Below are 20261 nucleotides of genomic sequence, written 5' to 3' on the forward strand. Positions count from 1 at the left end.
AGAATTGTAGCACTTTCAGGCTAGCGAAACGCTTCGGTGAATGGAAAGATGCCTGTCAGATACATAAAGACACCAAACTCTCATCAATAGTTCCGGAAATATTTATTGACAGAATTTATTGGCGGCAGTGGCGAGTGTCATAAAAAAACCAATGAGGGTAATAAATAATGATGAAGCGCAATATTCTGGCAGTGGTAATCCCTGCCCTGCTGGTAGCCGGTGCAGCTAACGCTGCAGAAATCTATAACAAGAACGGCAACAAACTGGATCTGTACGGGAAAATTAACGCTGAGCGTGATTTCGTTACCAATGGCGATAACACCAACAACTCAGACGCAACTTACGCGCAGATCGGTTTCAAAGGTGAAACTCAGATCAACGACCAACTGACCGGTTATGGTCAGTGGGAATACCGTGCACTGGCCAGCTCTGCTGAAGGTGAGCAGTCTGCAAACAACTCTACCCGTACTCGTCTGGCTTTTGCTGGCCTGAAAATGGCTGACGCTGGCAGCATCGACTATGGCCGTAACTACGGTATCGTATACGATGTAGAGTCCTACACCGACATGGCGCCAACCTGGTCCGGCGAAACCTGGGGTGGCGGTTATGTTGATAACTACATGACCAGCCGTTCTACTGGCCTGCTGACCTACCGTAACAGCGATTTCTTCGGCCTCGTTGATGGTCTGAGCTTCGGTATTCAGTACCAGGCTAAAAACGAGCGTGCTGACCTGCGTCGTGCCAACGGCGACGGTGTTGGTTACTCTGTGGGCTACGACTTCGGCGGTGGCTTTGGTCTGACCGGCGCATACAGCAATGCTAACCGTACTCTTAAACAGAAAGCTGATGGCAAAGGCGACAAAGCTGAAGCATGGGCAATTGGTGGTAAATACGATGCTAATAGCCTGTATCTGGCAGCTGTGTACGCAGAAACCCGCAACATGAGCATCCTGGGTAACAGCACCGGTTCCAATACTCCGGATGAAGCAGGTGACGTGTTCAACGTAGCGAACAAAACCCAGAACTTCGAAGTTATCGCTCAGTACCAGTTCGATTTCGGCCTGCGTCCATCCCTGTCCTACGTGCAGAGTAAAGGTAAAAACCTGAACACCGTAGCTGGCGGCGATGCAGACCTGGCTAAATACGTCGAAGTTGGTGCAACTTACTACTTCAACAAAAACTTCAACGTGTCTGCTGACTACCGTATCAACCTGATCGACGAAGATCAGGCCAAGCGTACTGGCGGCGGCTGGGTTGGTACCGACGATCAGGTTGGCCTGGCTGCAGTTTACCAGTTCTAATCCGTACACCACGTTGTTATATGCATAATGAACAGGGCTTCGGCCCTGTTTTTTTATGCCTGACAGAAAATAATGGCGACTTTTGAAAAGCCGCACGCTTTTCGTCGCAAACGGTTGGCATTTTGTAAATCTACCGTTAACCTGATAGCGGATTTCACTTCTGTAATCACAATGGAACTTCGTCATGTTTGAGAACATTACCGCCGCTCCTGCCGACCCTATTCTGGGCCTGGCCGATCTGTTTCGTGCCGACGACCGCCCTGGCAAAATCAACCTGGGTATTGGTGTATATAAAGATGAAACCGGCAAAACTCCGGTACTGACCAGCGTTAAGAAAGCTGAGCAGTATCTGCTGGAAAATGAAACCACCAAAAACTACCTCGGTATTGATGGTATCCCTGAATTTGGTCGCTGCACCCAGGAGCTGCTGTTCGGTAAAGGCAGCGCAATTGTGAGTGACAAACGTGCGCGCACGGCGCAGACCCCTGGCGGTACCGGTGCGCTGCGCGTGGCGGCGGATTTCCTTGCGAAAAACACCTCTGTTAAGCGCGTATGGGTGAGCAACCCAAGCTGGCCGAACCACAAGAGCGTCTTTAACTCTGCGGGTCTGGAAGTACGCGAATATGCTTACTACGATGCTGCAAACCACGCTCTGGACTTTGACGGCCTGCTGGCAAGCCTGAACGAAGCGCAGGCGGGTGACGTGGTGCTGTTCCACGGCTGCTGCCACAACCCGACAGGTATCGATCCAACGCTTGAGCAGTGGGAACAGCTGGCGAAGCTCTCCGTAGAAAAAGGCTGGCTGCCGCTGTTTGACTTTGCTTACCAGGGCTTCGCCCGTGGTCTGGAAGAAGATTCCGAAGGCCTGCGCGCGTTCGCAGCCGTACATCAGGAACTGATCGTCGCTAGCTCCTACTCCAAGAACTTTGGCCTGTACAATGAGCGCGTAGGTGCCTGTACGCTGGTTGCGGCTAACGATGAAACTGTTGATCGTGCCTTCAGCCAGATGAAGTCCGTTATCCGCGCTAACTACTCTAACCCACCGGCACACGGTGCGTCTGTTGTTGCAACCATTCTGAGCAACGATGCGCTGCGTGCTATCTGGGAACAAGAGCTGAACGATATGCGTCAGCGTATTCAGCGCATGCGCCTGCTGTTTGTGAACACCCTGGCTGAGAAAGGCGCTGACCGCGACTTCAGCTTCATCATCAAACAGAACGGCATGTTCTCATTCAGCGGCCTGACCAAAGAGCAGGTTCTGCGTCTGCGTGAAGAGTTTGGCGTATACGCCGTAGCCTCTGGTCGCGTAAACGTTGCAGGCATGACGCCTGACAACATGGCGCAACTGTGCGAAGCGATTGTCGCCGTCCTGTAATTTGCGCCCACAAAAAAGCCTGCGTTAAGCAGGCTTTTTTTATGCTGGTTACCAGACAGGCATCTCATCCTGAAGGAACGGGTTATGGAGCCGTTCATAGCCCAGCGTCGACATTGGACCGTGTCCAGGGATAAACGTCACGTCATCACCCAGCGGCAATAACTTCTGTTTGATCGACTGAATCAGCTGCCCGTGATCGCCGCGTGGAAAATCGCTGCGTCCCACGCCACCTTTGAAAATCACATCGCCGGAAATCAGCAGACGGGACTGGTCATCAAAGAAGACGATATGGCCTGGCGTATGCCCAGGACAATGCAACACCTGTAAAGTCACATTCCCTACGTTAACGCGCTCTCCTTCGTTCAACCAGCGATCGGGCGTCAAAGGCAGACACTCATCAAGGCCAAACATGCGGCTTTGGGCGGGTAACCCCTGCAGCCAGAACTCATCTTCTTTTTCCGGGCCGATAATCGGCACACCGTAGTGTTTAGCCAGTTCAGCCGCTGCGCCTACATGGTCGAGGTGACCATGCGTCAGTAAAATCTGCATCAGCGTCACGCCGCTGTCGGCAACGTCCTGCTTGATTTTCTCAGCGTCACCGCCGGGATCGACAAGCGCGGCCAGTTTGGTTTGCTCGCACCAGATTAATGAACAGTTCTGGGAGAACGCGGTAACCGGAATAATACGATAGTTCATACTGCTCCTGTGTTTCGTTATTACCAGTGCCGAACCGGCCCGGTATCAATATGCACAAAGTTGCTGCTGGGGTAGTATCCTACACCACCTGCGCGCATAGATAACGCGGCTTTGCGAATATTGGCTAACGAAACGCCTTCAATATGGAAATCCATTGCCTGTCCCTTCGTGTGGTAGCTTTTTTTCGCTACACCACGGCTATGGGCGCGCAGTTCATTATTGGTATCAATTGAGCGATAACCAGAAATAAGCTGCACCGGCCTGCTGGTGCCCAGCAGGCCCTGAAGGCGGAAAAGCTGATCAAACAGTCCTGGGTCGATGGCTTTTACTTTATTCGCGCGGAAATCACGGAAAAAATGGTTGAGTCTTGCTAATTCATCCTGAATATAGCCTCTGCCATCGAAAAACTCCGCTTTTAGCGACTCACCAGTGTGAAGATTGCTGAGCGTTAAAACGCGCGGACGAGGTGTCGAGAGGGTGGCAAATGCTGGCGTCGGCAGGATGGCCGCTGCGCCGAGCGCAACACCACCTAACGCCAGCAGTTTGCGGCGATTAGCGTCAAATTTGTCCATGATAATCAGGTCTACAGGTCAATGAAATCGTAAATATGCTTAGCGCACGAAGGGCACCTTAACTGGCAAAACAGGGTACGTCAAGGCGCCCAACCCCAGTGAATACGCGGCTTACAGCGATATTGCCCCAGATTCACCCTAACTTACGACAACCATTTTTCCCGAACTGCTTCATTTACCTGATTAATTGTTCCGCTTTTGGCAAAATTTGTGCGCCGGATCGCGCGGTGAGATCATAATTGTAAATATCTGTACGATACTGAGTCCGCCCGTCTTCCCCCACAAACGCCGTCAGATAATAAAGATTGACCGGAATATTGTGTCGGATATTGACGTAGCGCGTATCCCCCTGCTTCAGGGCGTCAGAAATACGCGTATCGTTCCAGCCCGCATCCTGCAGCAGCATGTTGGCCAGCTCCGAGGCTTTATTCACGCGCACGCAGCCAGAACTCAGTGCCCGGGTATCCTTCTGGAACAGATTGTGGTTCGGCGTATCGTGCAGATAAATCGCATCTGAACTTGGCATGTTGAATTTGTAACGCCCCAGCGAGTTGTGCGCTCCGGGAGCCTGCTGGAAGCGGAACGGAAGATTGGAAGCCGTGATCGTCGACCAGTCGACCATATACGGATCGATCGCCTCTTTACTGTTCCAGCCGCGCATCACCGTATAGCCATGACGTTCCAGATAACCCGGATCGTTCCAGACCTTAGGCAAAATGTCCTTCCGCGCCAGCGTCGGCGGCACGTTCCACGGCGGGTTAACCACCACGTTATTTAACGCGCTGCTCATCATCGGCGTTTTACGATCCGGACGCCCGACAATCACGCGCGAGGCCAGTTTTTCACTGCCGTCCTGATAATAAACCAGAGAATAGGCCGGGATATTAACCATTATGCCGGTGGACAGCGTGCCCGGCAGCAAACGCAAACGCTGAATATTAAGCGCCAGCACCCCTGCCCGCTGCGCAGGCGATACATTAAGCCAGTCACGCGTTGACGGTCCAATAACGCCATCGGCTCCCAGCCCCTGAGCGGCCTGGAACTGCTTAACCGCGGCGACCAGCTCGCGATCGTAAGCCTCGGGTTTATTACTCAGGGTAGTGGCCTTGTTCTCTTTCACGGGCGCTGACGGGCTGACCACCACGCTTTGCGGATCGTCGCCAGGCAGAGCAATCTTCGGCCCGCCATCCAGAATACCGGAGCGTTTCAGGATCTCGCGCAGGGCAGGCACATCGCTGCTCCACTGTCCAGGACGCAGCGTCACGGTCCCCCGCATTTGCGGCCATGGACGCGAGTCCCCCACCAGCGCGAGGAGCGACTGGTGCATGGTGGCATACTGTGGATGCGCCGGCGCGAGGCTGGCAATGAAGCGCGGCAGGTCGCCGTTATCCAGGGCTAATTGCCACTGGTTAATCACCGACAGGGCTGGCGTCGCCAGCTTATACGGCTTATCGCTGTACAGCCAGCGGTTGCCATTGACCGGAATACCCGCCACAAACTGCAGGTAACCCATCATGGCATCGGAAAGGACCACGTCCCGCGCCTGGCCAGTGACGGCAGGATCGGTTAACAGCTCAACCCACTTTGTAAACTGCGGCTGAAATCCCGCAATCGCCACTTCCGCCAGCTGTTGCTGGAAGGCGCGTACGGCATCGCGGTTTTCCCACATGGGTTTCATATCACGGGCAGCATAGAGCAGCGTGAGCTGATTGATATAGGCAGGCGTGTAGCCTGATGGCAGCCCTGACTGCAGCTGTTGAGCGATCGATTCCGCATCGATGCCTTCCGGCAGCGGCTTAATCCCGGCCATGATGGCCGTCGCCGGAGATTGCTCCAGCGGCTGGGACAGCGACGTTGGCTGCGCGCCTGTCGTTGCAGAGCTGTCAGTCGGCACAATTTCAGGCTCGTCGGCCTGGGCGGTTAACAGTGGAGCAAACATTACTGTCAGGCATAAACTTAGCGCGGACAGCTGACGACCACATTTTTTCTTAAGCAACATCCCTTGCCCCCTGTTTTCACGACATGCCCATCACGTTGGGGCTTTCTTTCATTATAGGTAGACGGCTACTCTGTTGCCTTACCTTATGTAAAGAAGTTTAAAGATAACGCAGCCCTAAGCACAAGTTAAGTTTAAAAAAAGCGGCGCCAGTGCGCCGCTTCGGGTCAGCAGACGCTTCAGGAAGCGTCTGCTGTGGTTTCCGGCAATGACTCCGGCGGCTGCGGCGCGAAACCACGCAGACCTACAACATGAACGTGCTCGCTGTTCTGGAAGACTTTACGCACCAGCTTATAGGTGGTCCCTTTTTCAGGGCTGATGTTTTCCGGCGCCGCGATGATGAGCTGCATATCGAGACGATCGCAAAGCTCGAACAGCGTGGCAATCGAGCGGGCATCAAGACGCGCTGCTTCATCGAGGAACAGCAGTCGACATGGGGAGATGTCTTTGCCGCGCAGACGACGCGCTTCATCTTCCCAGCTCTGGACCACCATCACCAGAATCGACATCCCGGTACCAATCGCTTCACCGGTCGAGAGCGCCCCGGATTCCGCACGCAGCCAGCCGTCAGAACCACGGTTAACCTCAACTTCCATTTCCAGGTAGTTACGGTAGTCCAGAAGCTCTTCACCGATGGTTTGCGGCGTACGCTGGCCCATATCAATCTGCGGGTTCAGGCGCTGATACAGCTTCGCCAGCGCTTCGGAGAAGGTCAGACGGTTGCTGTTGAACAGATCCTGGTGCTGTTCGTGCTGCTCAGACAATACGTCCAGCAGCGTAGCATGGGCCTCACGCACGTTGACGTTAAGACGCACGCTGTTCACCTGGCCAAACGACACGCTCTGCAGCCCCTGGTTCAGCTGGCGGATACGGTTCTGCTCGCGCTGAATGGTTTTGCGAATGATGTTCGCCACACTGCGGGAGCTGATAGCCAGCTTCTGCTCGCGGGAGGTCAGCTCTTCCGTCAGGCGGCCCAGCTCGATTTCCATCTGTTCGATGGCTTCAACCGGATCGTCGGTACGAATGATGTCCTGACGGATACGCTCGCGCAGGTGCTGGTAAACGGCCACGAAGAACTGAATTTTACGTTCAGGACGCTTCGGATCCTCTGACATGCGCAATACATCGCGCAGGTGTTCGTTATCCGCCACCGCCAGACGTAGCGCACCCAGCGCCTTATCCGACATGGAACGCAGCTCATCGGCAGAGAGGTACGCCAGCTCGCGGCGGTGCAGGCGACGCTCAACGTTGTTGTCTTTCACCATGCGCATTACGGCGCACCAGCCCGCTTTCGCCGTCACGACCTGCTCGCGCATTTCATGATAGTCGCGTTCCAGCTTGCGCAGGCGACGGGTCAGGTTATCCATTTCCGCTTCGCAGAAGGTGAGCGCTTTTTCCAGCTGATTACGACGCGCACGGTTATTGCTGAGCTGGCTATGCAGCTCATCACGACGAATGCGCGCGCGCTCTTCCGCCCCGCTGTCGGCACGGACGCCAATGTCCTGTAGCTCTTTCTGCAGGTCGTTTAAGAGCTCTTTCTTGGTGTCGAAGGAGCTTTTCAGCGAGGCCAGCACCTGATTGTACTGGTTCAGCTGAGCCGAGTGGCTGCGCATTGCTTCGCGGGCGCGGGTACGTTCCGTTTCCGCCTGCTCAAGGCGCTGACGCAATTTTTCATTCAGGTCGCTGTTACCGCTCAGCATTTCAGCCGAATCGGAGTAGCCGAAGTGCGCACGACGCTGCACTACTTCCGTCAGGGCAAACGCCTGCTGACGCGCTTCGCGCTGCACCTGCTGTGACCAGGCATAATCTTCTTTTAACTGCTCGAACTGTTCCGGGTCGCTCTGCAGTACAGACACGACGGGCTCCAGCTTCGCCAGCTGGTTGCCGTGCTGCTGCACGAAACGCGCGGCTTCCTGGGCTTCATCCAGACGTTCCTGAATCTCATCCACGCGGTCGGCCAGCGTGTCATCCGCCAGCAGGTTCAGGCGCGGCAGGATGCGGTTAAGGGCAGCGACGCCCTCTTTCGCCTGTTCAAACTGGACGCGGCTCTGCTGGTTGTCACTTTCATGGCTTGCAATGGCACGTTCCAGCTCGCCACGGCGGGTATTGAGCTTGCGGATTTCCGCTTCCGGGTCGGCTTCAAACGCCACGCCCAGATGGCTGCCGATAAAGCGGCTGAACGCCTGGTGCAGACGCTGGGTTTTCTGTACGTCAAACGAAAGGGTGGCAAAACGTTCAGACAGCGTTTCACGCTCGGCGTGCAGGCTTTCGATGCGGCTTTCGCGCGCGGCGCGGCCAAACAGCGGCAGCTCCGGGAAGCGGGAGTAACGCCACTGGCGATCGGCGATTTTCACCACCACCGCTTTTTCCAGCTCGTCAACGCTGAAGACGCTGTCATCGAACGAGTGCGGATCCCCTTCGATCAGATAGAGATCTTCCGGACAATCTTCCAGTCCTGCGAGCTGCTCAGAAATCAGCGACAGATCCGGCACCACAATTGCGTTGCGGGATGGACCATACAGCGCGGAGAAGTATGGTGCATCATCAAGGCCGACGTCGTCGTAAATCTCTGACAGCAGCACGCCGCCAAAACGCTCGGCTAAGGCATTCAGACGCGGATCTTCTGACCCGCCCGGCTGGCTTAAGCGCTCGATTTCTTCATCGACGTCGCGCTTGCGGGCGCCCACTTCATCACGCTCAACAATCGCTTCGCGTTCGCGCTCCAGCAGCTGCTGCAGGTATTCGGTCACTTCCTGGCTGGACTCGAACTGCTCGCCGCACTGTTCGCTGAGCTGGTTCAGGCTGCTTTGCGCTGCCAGCCAGACCGGCGCACGCTGCAGGAGTGCCTTCGAACGGGACTGAAGCTGCTCCAGCTCCTGACGCAGCGTCATACGCTGCTCGCTGGCGTTTGATACGGTATCGGAAAGGGCCGCAATACGCGCTTCCAGCTCCTGATGCAGCGCCTCAAGTTCGTCGAAATCGTAATTTTTACCCTGACGCTTGCAGAACTCGGCCAGCAGACGCTCGGCTTCCTGCTGCTCGCGCAGACGCTGTTCCAGCTCGTTCAGACGCATACGCAGCGGCTGCACCTGCTCGGCCAGATGGCGCTGGTTGACGCCGTCGCGCAGCAGTTCACGGGCAACATCCCAGGCTTCGTTACGCGCCAGCGGGCCATTAATGGCAACCACCAGTTGATAAGCCTGCTCAAACTGGCTGTGCGCCGTTTGCGCGACGCTCATTTTCTGTTCAAGCGAGAGCAGTTTCTCGGTAGCTTCCTGCTCTTTGGCCTGGAAGGTATCCAGCCATTCGTCGGCGCTGTCCGGCGTCAGGTCTGGCAGATGGCACAGCTCTTTTGCACGCTGTAGCGCCTGCAGCGCCTGGTTGTACTGGATCGCACGCGTCTGCTGCACGTCCAGCGCCTGCTGGTAATCGGCAAGCTGGCTTTTCAGCTCGTCCACTTCCAGCTCGGCGGCTTCGGCGCGGGCTTCGTTCTCTTCCTGCATCTCGGCGGCTTCGGCCACCACTTCATTTTGCTCTTCGAGACGAATCTGCAGCTCATCGAGATCCGCTTCGTAGCGTTCGATCTTTTCCTGCTGGCGTAGCGCGGTCTGCACCAGGTTCAGGTGATCGCTGGCAGCCTGGTAATCGGCTTCCAGATCGCCTTCGGCACCGTTGTGTTCGCCCAGCTCGCGCGCCATCTCGACGTGCTTATACTGCTCGGCCACCAGCTGTTTACGGGAGGTAAACAGCTCGCGGCGGTATTCTAATGCCTGATCGAGATGAACGCGGCGCTCGTTGGCGTGACGCATGTAGTCCGCCGCCACGTAGTTGGTGGCTTCGCTGATCAGGTGTTTAAACAGGTCGCGGTCAGACTGGGTAACGCGAATCGCTTCCAGCGTCATGCGGTTTTCACGCAGCGCCGCTTCCATGTCCTGGAAGGCCTTACGCACGCCGCTGTTTTCCGGCAGCAGGTAGTCGCGCAGGGAACGGGTAATGGCGCTGGAGATACCGCCGTACAGGGACGCTTCGATCAGTCGGTAGTATTTACTACGGTCTGATGCCGTGCGCAGACGACGCGCCACCACGCCCAGATCGAACATCAGGGAGTGATAGTCGGTAATCGAATTGAACTGCTTGAACTGGACGCCTTCAATGGCTTCGAGCTTGTCTTTCAGCTCCTGCAGCGTCAACACGCGCGCCTGGCGTTCGTTCAGCGTTTCCGTCAGCAGCGCGGTCGGCTGCACGGAGGTTGGCAGCCCCTGGATCGCAAACGGTTTGATATCCACTTTACGGTCGCGGCCGGCGACCTGCTGCAGGCGCACCCCCACCACCACGCGCTGGTGACGGGAGTTGATGACGTCCAGCACGGAATAACAGACGCCCGCTTTCAGCTTACCGTGCAAACCTTTGTCGCGAGAGCCGCTGGTGGCACCCGCTTCGGTGGTGTTACGGAAGTGCAGCAGCGTCAGATCGGGGATCAGCGCCGTAACAAACGCCGCCATGGTGGTGGATTTACCTGCCCCGTTACCGCCGGAGAGCGTCGTGACCAGCTCATCCAGATCGAAAGTACGGGCAAAGAAGCCGTTCCAGTTAATCAGCGTCAGTGAGCGAAATTTACCGCGTTCAATCATTACTCTTCCTCCCCGCTATCCGGCAGATTTTCTTCATGCTCGTCATTGAGCTGCAAATGGTTTTCCACCGGCATCGCTTCACCATCGCGGATCATGCGAAGCTGCGCTTCACGCGCGTCATCGCCCGCACGCACGTCAGCGCCGAAGCGGAAGACAGATTCCGTAATGCGGAATTTGCTGCTGTCGTGGCCCATAAACCAGACCATCCCCAGACGGCGCAGACGGTTCAGGGAAGAGCGAACCTTTTCCTGTAATTTCTGACGGTCAAGATCCGACCCCGTCGAACGGTTGTTCACCAGCTTGAGCAGCTTGCTCTCATCGGCCAGCGTTAGCAGTTCATCGTACAGCTCCTGCTGGGTGAAGATGCCTTCATTCGCCAGACGTTCCGGGCTGAGATAGAGATAGCAAAGAATTTTGCCGACCATCATGTCCAGCTCGGAGAGCACGGAGCGCGGGATCAGGGTCGTGGAGCGCGGGCGCAGATAGAAAAAGCCTTCCGGCGCGCGGATAAGCTCCACGTTATAACGGGCGTAAAACTCTTCCAGATACTCCTGGAAGTCCATCAAAAAGGCGTGATTATCCAGCTCGTCCAGGCCAATGTGACGACCGGCACGCAGCTGGCTGTCCAGCGCCGGAAATAACGGATTCGCCAGCGCCTGTGCCAGCTTAACTGGCATCACTTGTTCAATATTTGTCAATGACATGCGCCTGTACCTTGGCTCCGTAATCGTTAATTGGCTGCCACTTCGGCGGCAGTCCGGTGAAGTCTGCTTGCGCGATACCCAGGCGCACCGCCTGGTCTACCACAATGCGGGCTACGTCGAAGTGGCGCGCGCGCGGATATTGCGCCAGATAGTCGCGCACCACGAGCCCAAGATCCAGCGGCGCTTGTCTGGTTTTGTAGACCGCGAGCTGTTCTTCGATCATCGCCGCAAGTTGCTCACGAATTTCGTTGAACTCTTCATACTCCAGATCCGGCGGCAGTTCACCGGTCACCTCTTCGTCGCGCAACGCCATCTCTTCGTCGCGCATATCCAGCAGACGATCGGCATTGGCGTAGGTCAGCGCCCACGGCGCATCGAAGTAGGTCTGTACCGACTGACGCAGACGCTGGGCAAAGACGCGGTTTTTATCCATATCAATCGCGGTACGGATAAATTTATGCACGTGGCGGTCGTAGCCGATCCACAGGTCGATCGACTGCTGGCCCCAGCTGATAATACGGTCGAGTTTGCTCTGCAGATCGAACACCAGACGGTCGATAAAATGCAGATCGTCATGCGCCAGGGTCGCATCCTGAATGCGCAGCAGGTTGGCCTGCAGTTTATCCCCTGCGGCCTCCAGCGTATCCTGCAGTTCACGCAGCGTACCGGACGTTTCTGACAATAAAAGTTCGCAGCTGGAAATGGCCGCTCGCCAGTCTTTATTCAGCAGCTGCGCGATATCGTCTTTCACCTGCTGCTGCTGCTCGTCCATCAGGCGCTGGGTGAGATCGATACTGTCGAAAATCTCGGCCACCGAGTATTTCAGCGGCGCGTAAACGTTGCGGTGCCAGTGGAATTCGTCACCGTTTTCATCGGCCGCGTCGGCGGCACGCTTAAGCTCACCCGCCACGATCGAGAGCTGCATGGAGAGACGCAGCGTGGAGAATTCGCGCTGGCGAATGTAGTAGTCGGTGATGCCGATACCCAGCGGGGTCAGGCGATAGATGGCTTTTCCTTCCGCCTGCTCGCTGGTAAAGCGGTTCAGCAGACGTTGACGCACCATATCGTTGATTGCGTTATTGGCACGCACGCTAATGGTTTCGCTGGTTTGCTCAAACGCATCACTGACGTGGCGGAACGCATCCACCAGTTCACCCTCGCTCATTTCACCGTCCAGCCGTTCGCCGTTCAGCGTGGCAACTGCCAGCAGGAAAGAGAGTCTGTCTACCGGCAGCGAGATGGAGAAATCGTTTTTCCTGGCCCAGGCAACCAGTTCGGGGACTGTCTGGGAAAATTCACTCATAGGTTATCCTTGCATCTGCGGCTTGTGCGCGGTGACGTGAATATAGCGGCCAAGGCTAATAAAAGGCTCCTGACGGCAATACCGCGTTTCTAATTCTGTTAGGGTGTCAAAACAGTCGCGCTGTTTGTGTTTTTCACGCAGATAATCATGAAACACCCTGACGCCCGTTTTCCCGACGATCTGCCAGCCAATCTCTTCCAGCCAGCCGTAAACCTGCTGCGGGTCGCGCGGATAGTCCGGGGAAAGCGTGCGTTTTTTCTTTTTAGGCATCCCGACCTGAACATAGTCGAAGTTACCTGCCACCATGTTGTGCATCAGGAAGCCGTTAGCATTGTAGAACATCAGCGACAGCGTACCGCCCGGGCGCAACATCGACCACAGGGTTTGTAACACGCTTTGCGGATCGGCAACCCACTCCAGCACCGCATGAAACAATATCAGATCAACCTGGGTTTCCAAATGCTGCGCGATGTCCTGAGCGGCGCATTGTATAAAATGCATGTTGTCGCTCACACCTTTCTCTTCTGCAGCACGCGTCGCGCGGGCGACCATTTCAGCAGAAAGATCGCAAAGCGTGACGTGATGACCGAGCCCGGCCATTTTTATCGCCGTCTGCCCTTCACCGCCACCGGCGTCCAGCACGCGCAACGTTTGGCCGCCAAAGGTCGCCAGAATGGTGTCCAGATCCTGCCAGAGGATCGTCTGACGGAGCTGCCCTTTCGTGGTGCCATAAATGTTGCGCGAAAACTTTTCCGCGATGTCATCAAAATTGCGATCCCGCATTGGGAGAGTTCCACTCGCTAACTGCAAAACCGCTATTTTGTCACACCCGCGCGGAGAATGAACCTCTCTGGTGTAATATCACCGGTAATCACCTGCTGTATGGTCAAAAAAGGAACCAAAAAGGATGCTTTTTACCCTTAAGAAATACGTTGGAGGGATGATGCTTCCCCTTCCGCTGCTGCTTATCATCATCGGGCTGGGGCTGGCGCTGGTATGGTTTAGTCGCTTCCAGAAGAGTGGCAAAACGCTTATTACGTTCGGCTGGCTGGTCCTGCTGCTGCTGAGCCTGCAGCCGGTCGCGGATGGTCTGTTACGCCCCATCGAAAACAGATACCCGACGTGGCAGGGAAACAAGAAAGTTGAGTACATCGTGGTGCTGGGCGGCGGGTATACCTGGGACCCTGACTGGGCTCCCAGCTCGAACCTGATCAACAACAGCCTGCCGCGGCTAAACGAGGGCATTCGCCTGTGGCTGGCGAACCCGGGATCAAAAATGATCTTCACCGGCGCGGCGGCTAAAACCAACCCGGTAAGCACGGCTGAAGCGGGGGCCAGAGTCGCGGAATCGCTCGGCGTACCGCGTTCTTCTATCATCACGCTGGACAGCCCAAAGGATACCGAAGAGGAGGCCACGGCGGTGAAGCAGGCGATTGGCGATGTCCCGTTCTTACTGGTGACCTCCGCCTCGCACCTGCCACGCGCGATAATTTTCTTCGAGAAGCAAGGCCTGCACCCGCTTCCCGCACCGGCAAACCAGATGGCCATCAGCGCGCCGCTCAACCCCTGGGAACGGGTGATCCCCTCCCCGATGTGGTTGATGCACAGCGACCGCGTCGGCTACGAAACGCTCGGACGCCTCTGGCAGTGGTTGAAAGGATCGTCAGGCGAGCCAGGGCAAGAGTGATTTAGCCGCCAGATCGAAGTTAGCGCGATTGAAACGTCCGGTGTTGACCAGTTGCGCCACTTCGTCCCAGAGCAGATAAAGCCAGCGCCGCCAGAGAAACGCCTCTGCAACGGGCGCGCGCTGAAGATAGTGCCACAGTAAACCTTCCCCCGCCCCGCTGTCGCTGAGCCTGAACAGCTCATATTCCCGCGGAGCCCAGAGCATGATTCCCGGCCCTAGCATCGCCAGAAGCTGATCGCTGCGGGAGTCTTTCAGCATGCTGCGCAGGGTAAAATTGCCGTGGATCAGCACGCAGTTGTCGTTAAAGCCATCGAACAGCGCCGGCAAGCACTCGCGGGTGCGAAACAGAATACGTTTATCCTGCATGGTCAAACCGGTATTGTTGAACTGGTTAAGCGTCCCCCACAGCACTTCCACCCGCTGGCGATACCACAGCGGCCACAGGTTTTCCTGGGTGCTGTCGACCGGACCAACAAGCCCGCGGCTATCCTGACGATGCCAGGCCAGCAGCGCCTCGACAATCTGGTCCTTGAGCTGTTCCCAGCGCTCCGGCGTGCGCGCGGGCGCTTCAACGGGCACGCCGCGTAAACGCTCAATCAGCAGTACGTCCGGGCCGGGGTGTTCCTCGTGGGTCATCACGCCGTACACGGTCGGCATACGGACGGTTCCCTCCCGTGCCAGCATCGACATTTTCCAGGCAAGCTGCCTGGCCACGCCCGGCGACGAGAAACTTCGTGCCATCAGCGGCATCGGGTTGCCCTGGCTGTCATACAACGACCAGAGCGCGGTATCGATCTTTTCACTCACGCACTCGACCCGGCTTAACTTCTCACCCAGCAGATGGCTAAGTTCGGCACGCAGCTGTTCCATATGAGATTACCCCCATTAAGACTACTGCTTTTATAATGAGCGCACAGCGTGAAGATGTCACCCGGAAGAGATCAATTAGGGTAAAGAAAGGGGAATTTGCGCGGAGAGGACATCCCCCCGAAAGGAGGGATGCAGGCGGGATTAGCGCAACTCGGCGCGGACGCGCTCAAGATCTTCCGGCGTATCAACGCCCGTTCCCGGTACTTCGCGGGCAACGGCAACGTGGATTTTTTCGCCATACCAGAGCACGCGCAGCTGCTCCAGCATTTCGATATGCTCCAGCGGGCTCGGCGCCCAGGCAACATAGCGACGAATAAAGCCGGCGCGATAGCCGTAGATCCCAATATGACGCAGGAAGGTATCACCGATGGTCTCTTTAGAGAGCGCAAAGCGATCACGATCCCAGGGAATCGTCGCGCGGGAGAAATAGAGCGCATAGCCTTCGGCATCCATCACTACCTTCACCGCATTCGGATTGAATGCCTCTTCCGCGTGGTGAATGGGCACCGCGAGCGTCGCCATACCGACCTGACGCTGCGCCAGGTTTTCTGCCACCTGACGGATAATAACGGCCGGGATCATCGGCTCGTCACCCTGCACGTTTACGATGACCGTATCGTCACTGAAACCACATTTCTCAACCACTTCCGCCAGACGCTCGGTGCCGGACTGGTGATCGGCGCGGGTCATGCACACTTCACCACCTGCGGCTTCAACCGCACGAGCGACGTCAGGATGATCGGTAGCAACAATCACGCGATCGGCACCAGATTCACGCGCACGCTCAAGAACATGCACAATCATCGGCTTGCCGTTGATATCCACCAGCGGTTTACCCGGCAGACGCGTTGAGGCATAACGCGCAGGAATAATGACAACAAAACTCATGGTTTGCTCTCTTCTGCCACCAGGGAACGAGCTTCGTTTTCCAGCAGTACCGGAATGCCGTCGCGCAGCGGGAAGGCCAGGCTGTCGAGCTTGCAGATCAGCTCCTGTTTGTCCTGGCTATAGTAGAGTTTGCCGTTGCATACCGGGCAGGCAATAATTTCAAGTAAACGGTGATCCATAGTTCCTCCGTATGGGTAATCGCTAAAGCTTAACACATTCCCTTTTCAGGGCGTGCCTGTTTCCCAGCCACTTCGACAGGTTGTAAACAGTCTGTCAGGCACCCGGCCCAGCGTCACCGTATGAGCGTCCTGCCAGCGCGCGAATTCGCTAATGGCGGACGTTAACCCTTTTTCCAGGCTCGCCGTGACCCTGATGCCCTCTTGCAGATAAAGGGCAATGACTTCAAGCGTGCCGGTCTTGCGGTGCATTTTGGCATCCATGCGTCCGACCAGTTTTCCCTTGTGCAGCAGCGGTAAAACAAAGTAGCCGTATTGCCGCTTTGGCGCCGGGGTATAGCATTCCAGCCGGTAGCTGAAGTCAAACAGCTGCTCGGCGCGCTTTCTGTCCCAGACCACCGGATCGAAAGGTGACAACACCGCGCTGTGGGTCGCCCGGAGTTTCCCCTCCAGGGCCTCAGGCAGCAGAGGGAGAAGATCCGCATGCAGCCACATTTCACCCAACGTTTCCACCATAACGGGAATAACTCGCTGTTCGCGCTGCCATATCTCCAGCAGAGGCTTCAGCGCAGGCTGACGGAGGCGGTAATAGTCTGCCAGCCATTGCGGACGGAAAATGCCCAGGCTGCGGGCGCTGTTCTCCAGCATGATGGCCTCGGCCGCCTCCTGGGTAAGCAGGTCACGCTCGTCGTCCCAGTGCGGCATCACGCGATGCGTCAGGTCGTAGACCCGCTGAAAATTACGCCGCTCAATCACCATGACTTTGCCTGACGTGAATAACCCTTCAAGATGACGCTTGTGCGGCTTCCATTCCCACCAGCCGCTTGTGCCTTTGCGCGGATGTTCAAAATCGGCGGAGCGTACGGGGCCGTTTTCCTGAATATGCGCGATAAGCTGCTCAATTTCAGCGGCATGTTCCAGCATCCACGCCTGTCGGTATTTCCAGCCCATCTTTTCCGGAGCAAGCATGCGGTGGCGAACCAGGGCGAAATCGCTGCGGGGCAGGAAGCAGGCTTCGTGCGCCCAGTACTCCATCAGCTCCCCTTTGCAGAGCGCCTCATCCAGCCACTGCGAGGGATAACTTCCCAGACGGCTAAACAGCACCAGGTAAGGGCTACGGGCCACAATGTTAATGGTGTCGATTTGAAGCAGCGACATGCGCTGGACGGTAGAGAGGATATCGGCAGGCTGCGCGCGGCGGCGGGGCTTTTTGAGCAGCCCCTGCGCGGCAAGGTGCAAATGACGTGCGGCTGAAAGCGAGAGTTGCGGTAAAGACATGCGTTTTCCTGTCAGTCAAAGCGCCACCAGAACCGCGTAAGCCTCTACAGCACCAACGCAATCAGATCCTGGAGCAAGTGTTCCGGCTGTTCGCCGCTGAGTTCAGCGTCAACCGGCAGATACCACCAGTTATCTTTCGCAAAGGCACGGCATTTCACCGCATCTTTTTCGGTCATGATCAGCGACTGTCCGGGTACGGTCAGGGCGTCAACCTGCCCTTCCACCAGCGCCTGGTGGTCGGCCAGCGGAACGCGTTTTTCCAGCCGGGCTCCACACTGTTCAAGCGTCGCGAAGAAGCGTGGCGGATGACCAATCCCCGCCATCGCTACAAGTGAAGGCAGCTCAGCAACCGGCCGGCGTTCCCCCGTCGCCAGGTTGATCGCCAGACCCGGCTGCAGGTGCATCGGGATTTCACCCGCTTTTGCTTCACCGCCGTTCACAATCACCGCATCAACAGATTTCAGACGCGAAGCGCGTTCGCGCATAGGTCCGGCGGGCAACCACCAGCCGTTCCCGAAACGGCGAACGCCGTCGATAACCACAATCTCTTTATCACGCGCCAGGGCGTAATGCTGCAGGCCATCATCAGTGATAATGATTTGCACCGCGTGTTCGGCAAGCAGTGCCTGAACGGCATCGCTGCGCACCGGGGAGACCGCAACCGGCACGCCGGTACGCTGGAAAATCAATACCGGTTCATCACCGGCTTCGGCGGTCGTGGTTTCCGCCGTGAGCAACAATGGATAATGCGCCGCTTTACCACCGTACCCACGCGACACCACGCCGGGGCGGATACCGCGTTTTTGCAGCTGCTCCACCAGCCAGATCACCACCGGTGTTTTGCCATTGCCACCCGCAGTGAGGTTACCCACCACGACTACAGGAACCGGCGCGCGCCAGGCACGCTTGATTCCCAGACGGTATAGCAAACGAATGGAGCCGCTCACCAGGCCGTACAACCAGGAGAGCGGCAAAAGCAGCAGCCACAGCGGGGATTCACCGGACCAGATGCGTGCAATCATTCGCCGAACTGCATCTTATGAAGCTGGGCATAAACGCCACGGTGTTCCAGCAGATCGGCATGGCTTCCGCGTTCAACAATGATGCCGTCCTCAACCACAACGATCTCATCTGCCTGCTCGATAGTAGAGAGACGGTGTGCAATCACCAGCGAAGTACGGTTCTTTTGCAGTTCATCCAGCGCTGACTGAATGGCGCGTTCAGATTCCGTATCCAGCGCTGAGGTTGCTTCGTCCAGGATCAGAATCGGGCTATCGCGCAGCAGCGCGCGCGCAATGGCGATACGCTGGCGTTGACCGCCGGAGAGCAGTACCCCGTTTTCACCGATGATCGTATCCAGACCGTTATCCATCTTGTTGATAAAGTCCATTGCATACGCCATACGCGCGGCGTTCTCAATCTGCTCGCGGCTGTACTCGTCAGTGCGCGCATAAGCAATATTGTTGGCGACCGTATCGTTGAACAGATGCACATTCTGAGAAACCAGTGCAACCTGGTTACGCAGCGACTGCAGGGTGTACTCCCGCAGGTCGTGACCGTCCAACAGGATCTCACCTTCGTTAATATCGTAGAAACGGGTGATCAGGCTGGCAATGGTCGACTTACCGGAGCCGGAACGGCCCACCAGCGCAACGGTTTTACCCGCCGGAATAGACAGGTTGATATTACGCAGCGCGGGGATTTCACGGCCAGGATAGGTGAAGGTCACATTGCGGAACTCAACGTCGCCCCGGGCGCGCTCAATCTCGCGTGTACCTTCGTCTTTTTCCTGTTCGGAATCCAGAATGCTGAACAGCGTCTGACAGGCTGCCATCCCGCGCTGGAACTGGGCGTTCACGTTTGTCAGTGATTTCAGCGGGCGCATCAGGGCAATCATTGAAGAGAAGACCACGGTGATGGTACCCGCCGTCAGCGTCTCCATTACGCTCGGGAAGCTTGCCGCATAGAGAACGAACGCCAGCGCCAGGGACGCAATCAGCTGAATGATCGGGTCAGAGATGGAAGAGGCCGAGACCATTTTCATCCCCTGCAGACGCATTTTATTGCTGACTTTATCAAAGCGTTTGGTTTCAACTTCCTGACCACCGAAGATCAGCACTTCTTTATGCCCTTTCAGCATCTGTTCTGCGCTGGTCGTTACCTGCCCCATGGTGTTCTGCATATTCTTACTGATATTGCGGAAGCGCTTTGAGACGACGCGGATAGCAATAGAAACTATCGGTGCCAGAACGATAAGGATGATCGACAGCTGCCAGCTGTAGTAGAACATCATCGCGAACAGACCGATGATCGACGCGCCCTCACGCACAACGGTAATCAGTGCGCTTGAGGACGAGGAGGCTACCTGCTCTGAGTCGTAGGTAATACGAGACAGCAACGTCCCGGTAGACTGCTTGTCAAAGAACGAGACCGGCATACCCATCATGTGGCTGAACAGACGACGGCGCATGGTCATAACCACTTTTCCGGAAACCCAGGAGATGCAGTAGCTGGAGATATAGCTGGTGATACCGCGTAAGATCATCAGTCCGATAACCACCAGAGGCATCCATAGCAACACTGAGCGATCCGTTTTACCAAAACCGTCGTCCAGTAACGGTTTGAGGAGCGATAACATAAAAGTATCGCTGGCTGCGTTGAGGATTAACGCTACACCCGCCACGATCAAGCCTGCTTTAAAGGGTGCAATCATCGGCCAGAGTCGGCGGAAGGTTTGCCACGTGGAGAGATCTTTGTCGTTATGCATTCAAAAAACCAGCATTT

The 20261-nt window shown here is 56.4% G+C and carries 16 protein-coding genes; 3 read left to right on the forward strand and 13 right to left on the reverse strand.

From position 1 onward, the window contains the following. Window positions 1-167 precede the first annotated feature (167 nt). Together D5066_RS02535 and D5066_RS02540 are read left to right on the forward strand one after the other, a co-directional pair. Window positions 168-1301, forward strand: coding sequence for a porin (locus tag D5066_RS02535; protein ID WP_119914953.1), 1134 nt, complete (start codon window positions 168-170; stop codon window positions 1299-1301). 184 nt (window positions 1302-1485) lie between these two features. Further along, window positions 1486-2676 carry an amino acid aminotransferase gene (locus tag D5066_RS02540; RefSeq protein ID WP_119914954.1) on the forward strand — a complete coding sequence of 397 codons (1191 nt, stop codon included), beginning with the start codon at window positions 1486-1488 and terminating at the stop codon, window positions 2674-2676. 48 nt (window positions 2677-2724) lie between these two features. On the opposite strand, the gene D5066_RS02545 is transcribed toward D5066_RS02540, so the two are convergent. The 7 genes from D5066_RS02545 to cmoM form a co-directional block, all read right to left on the reverse strand. Continuing rightward, a complete protein-coding gene (locus tag D5066_RS02545) occupies window positions 2725-3372 on the reverse strand; it encodes an MBL fold metallo-hydrolase (RefSeq protein ID WP_028012581.1) in 648 nt (215 codons plus the stop codon). 20 nt (window positions 3373-3392) lie between these two features. After that, window positions 3393-3944: a peptidoglycan L,D-endopeptidase MepK gene (mepK, locus tag D5066_RS02550; protein ID WP_080327687.1), complete on the reverse strand. Its 552-nt coding sequence runs from the start codon at window positions 3942-3944 to the stop codon at window positions 3393-3395. A gap of 175 nt (window positions 3945-4119) precedes the next feature. Continuing rightward, window positions 4120-5943 (reverse strand): L,D-transpeptidase, encoded by a 1824-nt coding sequence (gene ldtD, locus D5066_RS02560; RefSeq protein WP_119914955.1) that lies wholly within the window; start codon window positions 5941-5943, stop codon window positions 4120-4122. 176 nt (window positions 5944-6119) lie between these two features. Beyond that, a complete protein-coding gene (gene mukB, locus D5066_RS02565; protein ID WP_119914956.1) occupies window positions 6120-10571 on the reverse strand; it encodes a chromosome partition protein MukB in 4452 nt (1483 codons plus the stop codon). Further along, window positions 10571-11275 (reverse strand): chromosome partition protein MukE, encoded by a 705-nt coding sequence (gene mukE, locus D5066_RS02570; RefSeq protein ID WP_008499954.1) that lies wholly within the window; start codon window positions 11273-11275, stop codon window positions 10571-10573. Before mukE ends, mukB begins: the two co-directional genes overlap by 1 nt. Then, window positions 11256-12578 carry a chromosome partition protein MukF gene (gene mukF / locus D5066_RS02575; protein ID WP_119914957.1) on the reverse strand — a complete coding sequence of 441 codons (1323 nt, stop codon included), beginning with the start codon at window positions 12576-12578 and terminating at the stop codon, window positions 11256-11258. Before mukF ends, mukE begins: the two co-directional genes overlap by 20 nt. 3 nt (window positions 12579-12581) lie before the next feature. Then, window positions 12582-13361, reverse strand: a complete 780-nt coding sequence (gene cmoM / locus D5066_RS02580) for a tRNA uridine 5-oxyacetic acid(34) methyltransferase CmoM (protein ID WP_080327690.1) — start codon at window positions 13359-13361, stop codon at window positions 12582-12584. Between the two features lie 124 nt (window positions 13362-13485). Between cmoM and elyC the strand changes: the two genes are divergently transcribed. Continuing rightward, window positions 13486-14265, forward strand: coding sequence for an envelope biogenesis factor ElyC (gene elyC, locus D5066_RS02585; protein ID WP_119914958.1), 780 nt, complete (start codon window positions 13486-13488; stop codon window positions 14263-14265). Here elyC and D5066_RS02590 read toward each other — a convergent pair. The 6 genes from D5066_RS02590 to msbA all read right to left on the reverse strand — a co-directional run bounded on the left by D5066_RS02590 (window position 14242) and on the right by msbA (window position 20244). Then, complete coding sequence (locus D5066_RS02590) at window positions 14242-15135, reverse strand: YcbJ family phosphotransferase (protein ID WP_119914959.1); 894 nt, start codon at window positions 15133-15135, stop codon at window positions 14242-14244. The genes elyC and D5066_RS02590 overlap by 24 nt on opposite strands. Window positions 15136-15276: 141 nt before the next feature. Next, entirely contained in the window at window positions 15277-16023 is a 747-nt protein-coding gene (gene kdsB, locus D5066_RS02595) for a 3-deoxy-manno-octulosonate cytidylyltransferase (RefSeq protein WP_119914960.1), read from the reverse strand. Then, window positions 16020-16202 (reverse strand): protein YcaR, encoded by a 183-nt coding sequence (ycaR, locus tag D5066_RS02600; protein WP_006174474.1) that lies wholly within the window; start codon window positions 16200-16202, stop codon window positions 16020-16022. The genes kdsB and ycaR overlap by 4 nt, the downstream gene beginning before the upstream one ends. Window positions 16203-16247: 45 nt before the next feature. After that, entirely contained in the window at window positions 16248-17477 is a 1230-nt protein-coding gene (locus tag D5066_RS02605) for a winged helix-turn-helix domain-containing protein (RefSeq protein ID WP_119914961.1), read from the reverse strand. Between the two features lie 44 nt (window positions 17478-17521). Continuing rightward, window positions 17522-18499, reverse strand: a complete 978-nt coding sequence (lpxK, locus tag D5066_RS02610) for a tetraacyldisaccharide 4'-kinase (protein WP_119914962.1) — start codon at window positions 18497-18499, stop codon at window positions 17522-17524. Beyond that, the gene (gene msbA / locus D5066_RS02615) at window positions 18496-20244 is read right to left on the reverse strand and encodes a lipid A ABC transporter ATP-binding protein/permease MsbA (protein ID WP_080327695.1); all 1749 of its coding nucleotides are present in this window, start codon (window positions 20242-20244) and stop codon (window positions 18496-18498) included. The genes lpxK and msbA overlap by 4 nt, the downstream gene beginning before the upstream one ends. Window positions 20245-20261 lie beyond the last annotated feature (17 nt).

It is taken from the genome of Enterobacter chuandaensis, assembly GCF_003594915.1.
GTDB lineage: Bacteria > Pseudomonadota > Gammaproteobacteria > Enterobacterales > Enterobacteriaceae > Enterobacter > Enterobacter chuandaensis.

What these genes read in the sequence shown, in the direction of transcription:
- D5066_RS02540 (WP_119914954.1), top strand. Translation starts at nt 1,486, where the DNA reads ATGTTTGAGAACATTACCGCCGCTCCTGCCGACCCTATTCTGGGCCTG.
- mukB (WP_119914956.1), bottom strand. Translation starts at nt 10,571, where the DNA reads ATGATTGAACGCGGTAAATTTCGCTCACTGACGCTGATTAACTGGAAC.
- D5066_RS02605 (WP_119914961.1), bottom strand. Translation starts at nt 17,477, where the DNA reads ATGTCTTTACCGCAACTCTCGCTTTCAGCCGCACGTCATTTGCACCTT.
- mepK (WP_080327687.1), bottom strand. Translation starts at nt 3,944, where the DNA reads ATGGACAAATTTGACGCTAATCGCCGCAAACTGCTGGCGTTAGGTGGT.
- elyC (WP_119914958.1), top strand. Translation starts at nt 13,486, where the DNA reads ATGCTTTTTACCCTTAAGAAATACGTTGGAGGGATGATGCTTCCCCTT.
- cmoM (WP_080327690.1), bottom strand. Translation starts at nt 13,361, where the DNA reads ATGCGGGATCGCAATTTTGATGACATCGCGGAAAAGTTTTCGCGCAAC.
- ldtD (WP_119914955.1), bottom strand. Translation starts at nt 5,943, where the DNA reads ATGTTGCTTAAGAAAAAATGTGGTCGTCAGCTGTCCGCGCTAAGTTTA.
- D5066_RS02590 (WP_119914959.1), bottom strand. Translation starts at nt 15,135, where the DNA reads ATGGAACAGCTGCGTGCCGAACTTAGCCATCTGCTGGGTGAGAAGTTA.
- ycaR (WP_006174474.1), bottom strand. Translation starts at nt 16,202, where the DNA reads ATGGATCACCGTTTACTTGAAATTATTGCCTGCCCGGTATGCAACGGC.
- D5066_RS02535 (WP_119914953.1), top strand. Translation starts at nt 168, where the DNA reads ATGATGAAGCGCAATATTCTGGCAGTGGTAATCCCTGCCCTGCTGGTA.
- mukE (WP_008499954.1), bottom strand. Translation starts at nt 11,275, where the DNA reads ATGTCATTGACAAATATTGAACAAGTGATGCCAGTTAAGCTGGCACAG.
- lpxK (WP_119914962.1), bottom strand. Translation starts at nt 18,499, where the DNA reads ATGATTGCACGCATCTGGTCCGGTGAATCCCCGCTGTGGCTGCTGCTT.
- msbA (WP_080327695.1), bottom strand. Translation starts at nt 20,244, where the DNA reads ATGCATAACGACAAAGATCTCTCCACGTGGCAAACCTTCCGCCGACTC.
- D5066_RS02545 (WP_028012581.1), bottom strand. Translation starts at nt 3,372, where the DNA reads ATGAACTATCGTATTATTCCGGTTACCGCGTTCTCCCAGAACTGTTCA.
- kdsB (WP_119914960.1), bottom strand. Translation starts at nt 16,023, where the DNA reads ATGAGTTTTGTTGTCATTATTCCTGCGCGTTATGCCTCAACGCGTCTG.
- mukF (WP_119914957.1), bottom strand. Translation starts at nt 12,578, where the DNA reads ATGAGTGAATTTTCCCAGACAGTCCCCGAACTGGTTGCCTGGGCCAGG.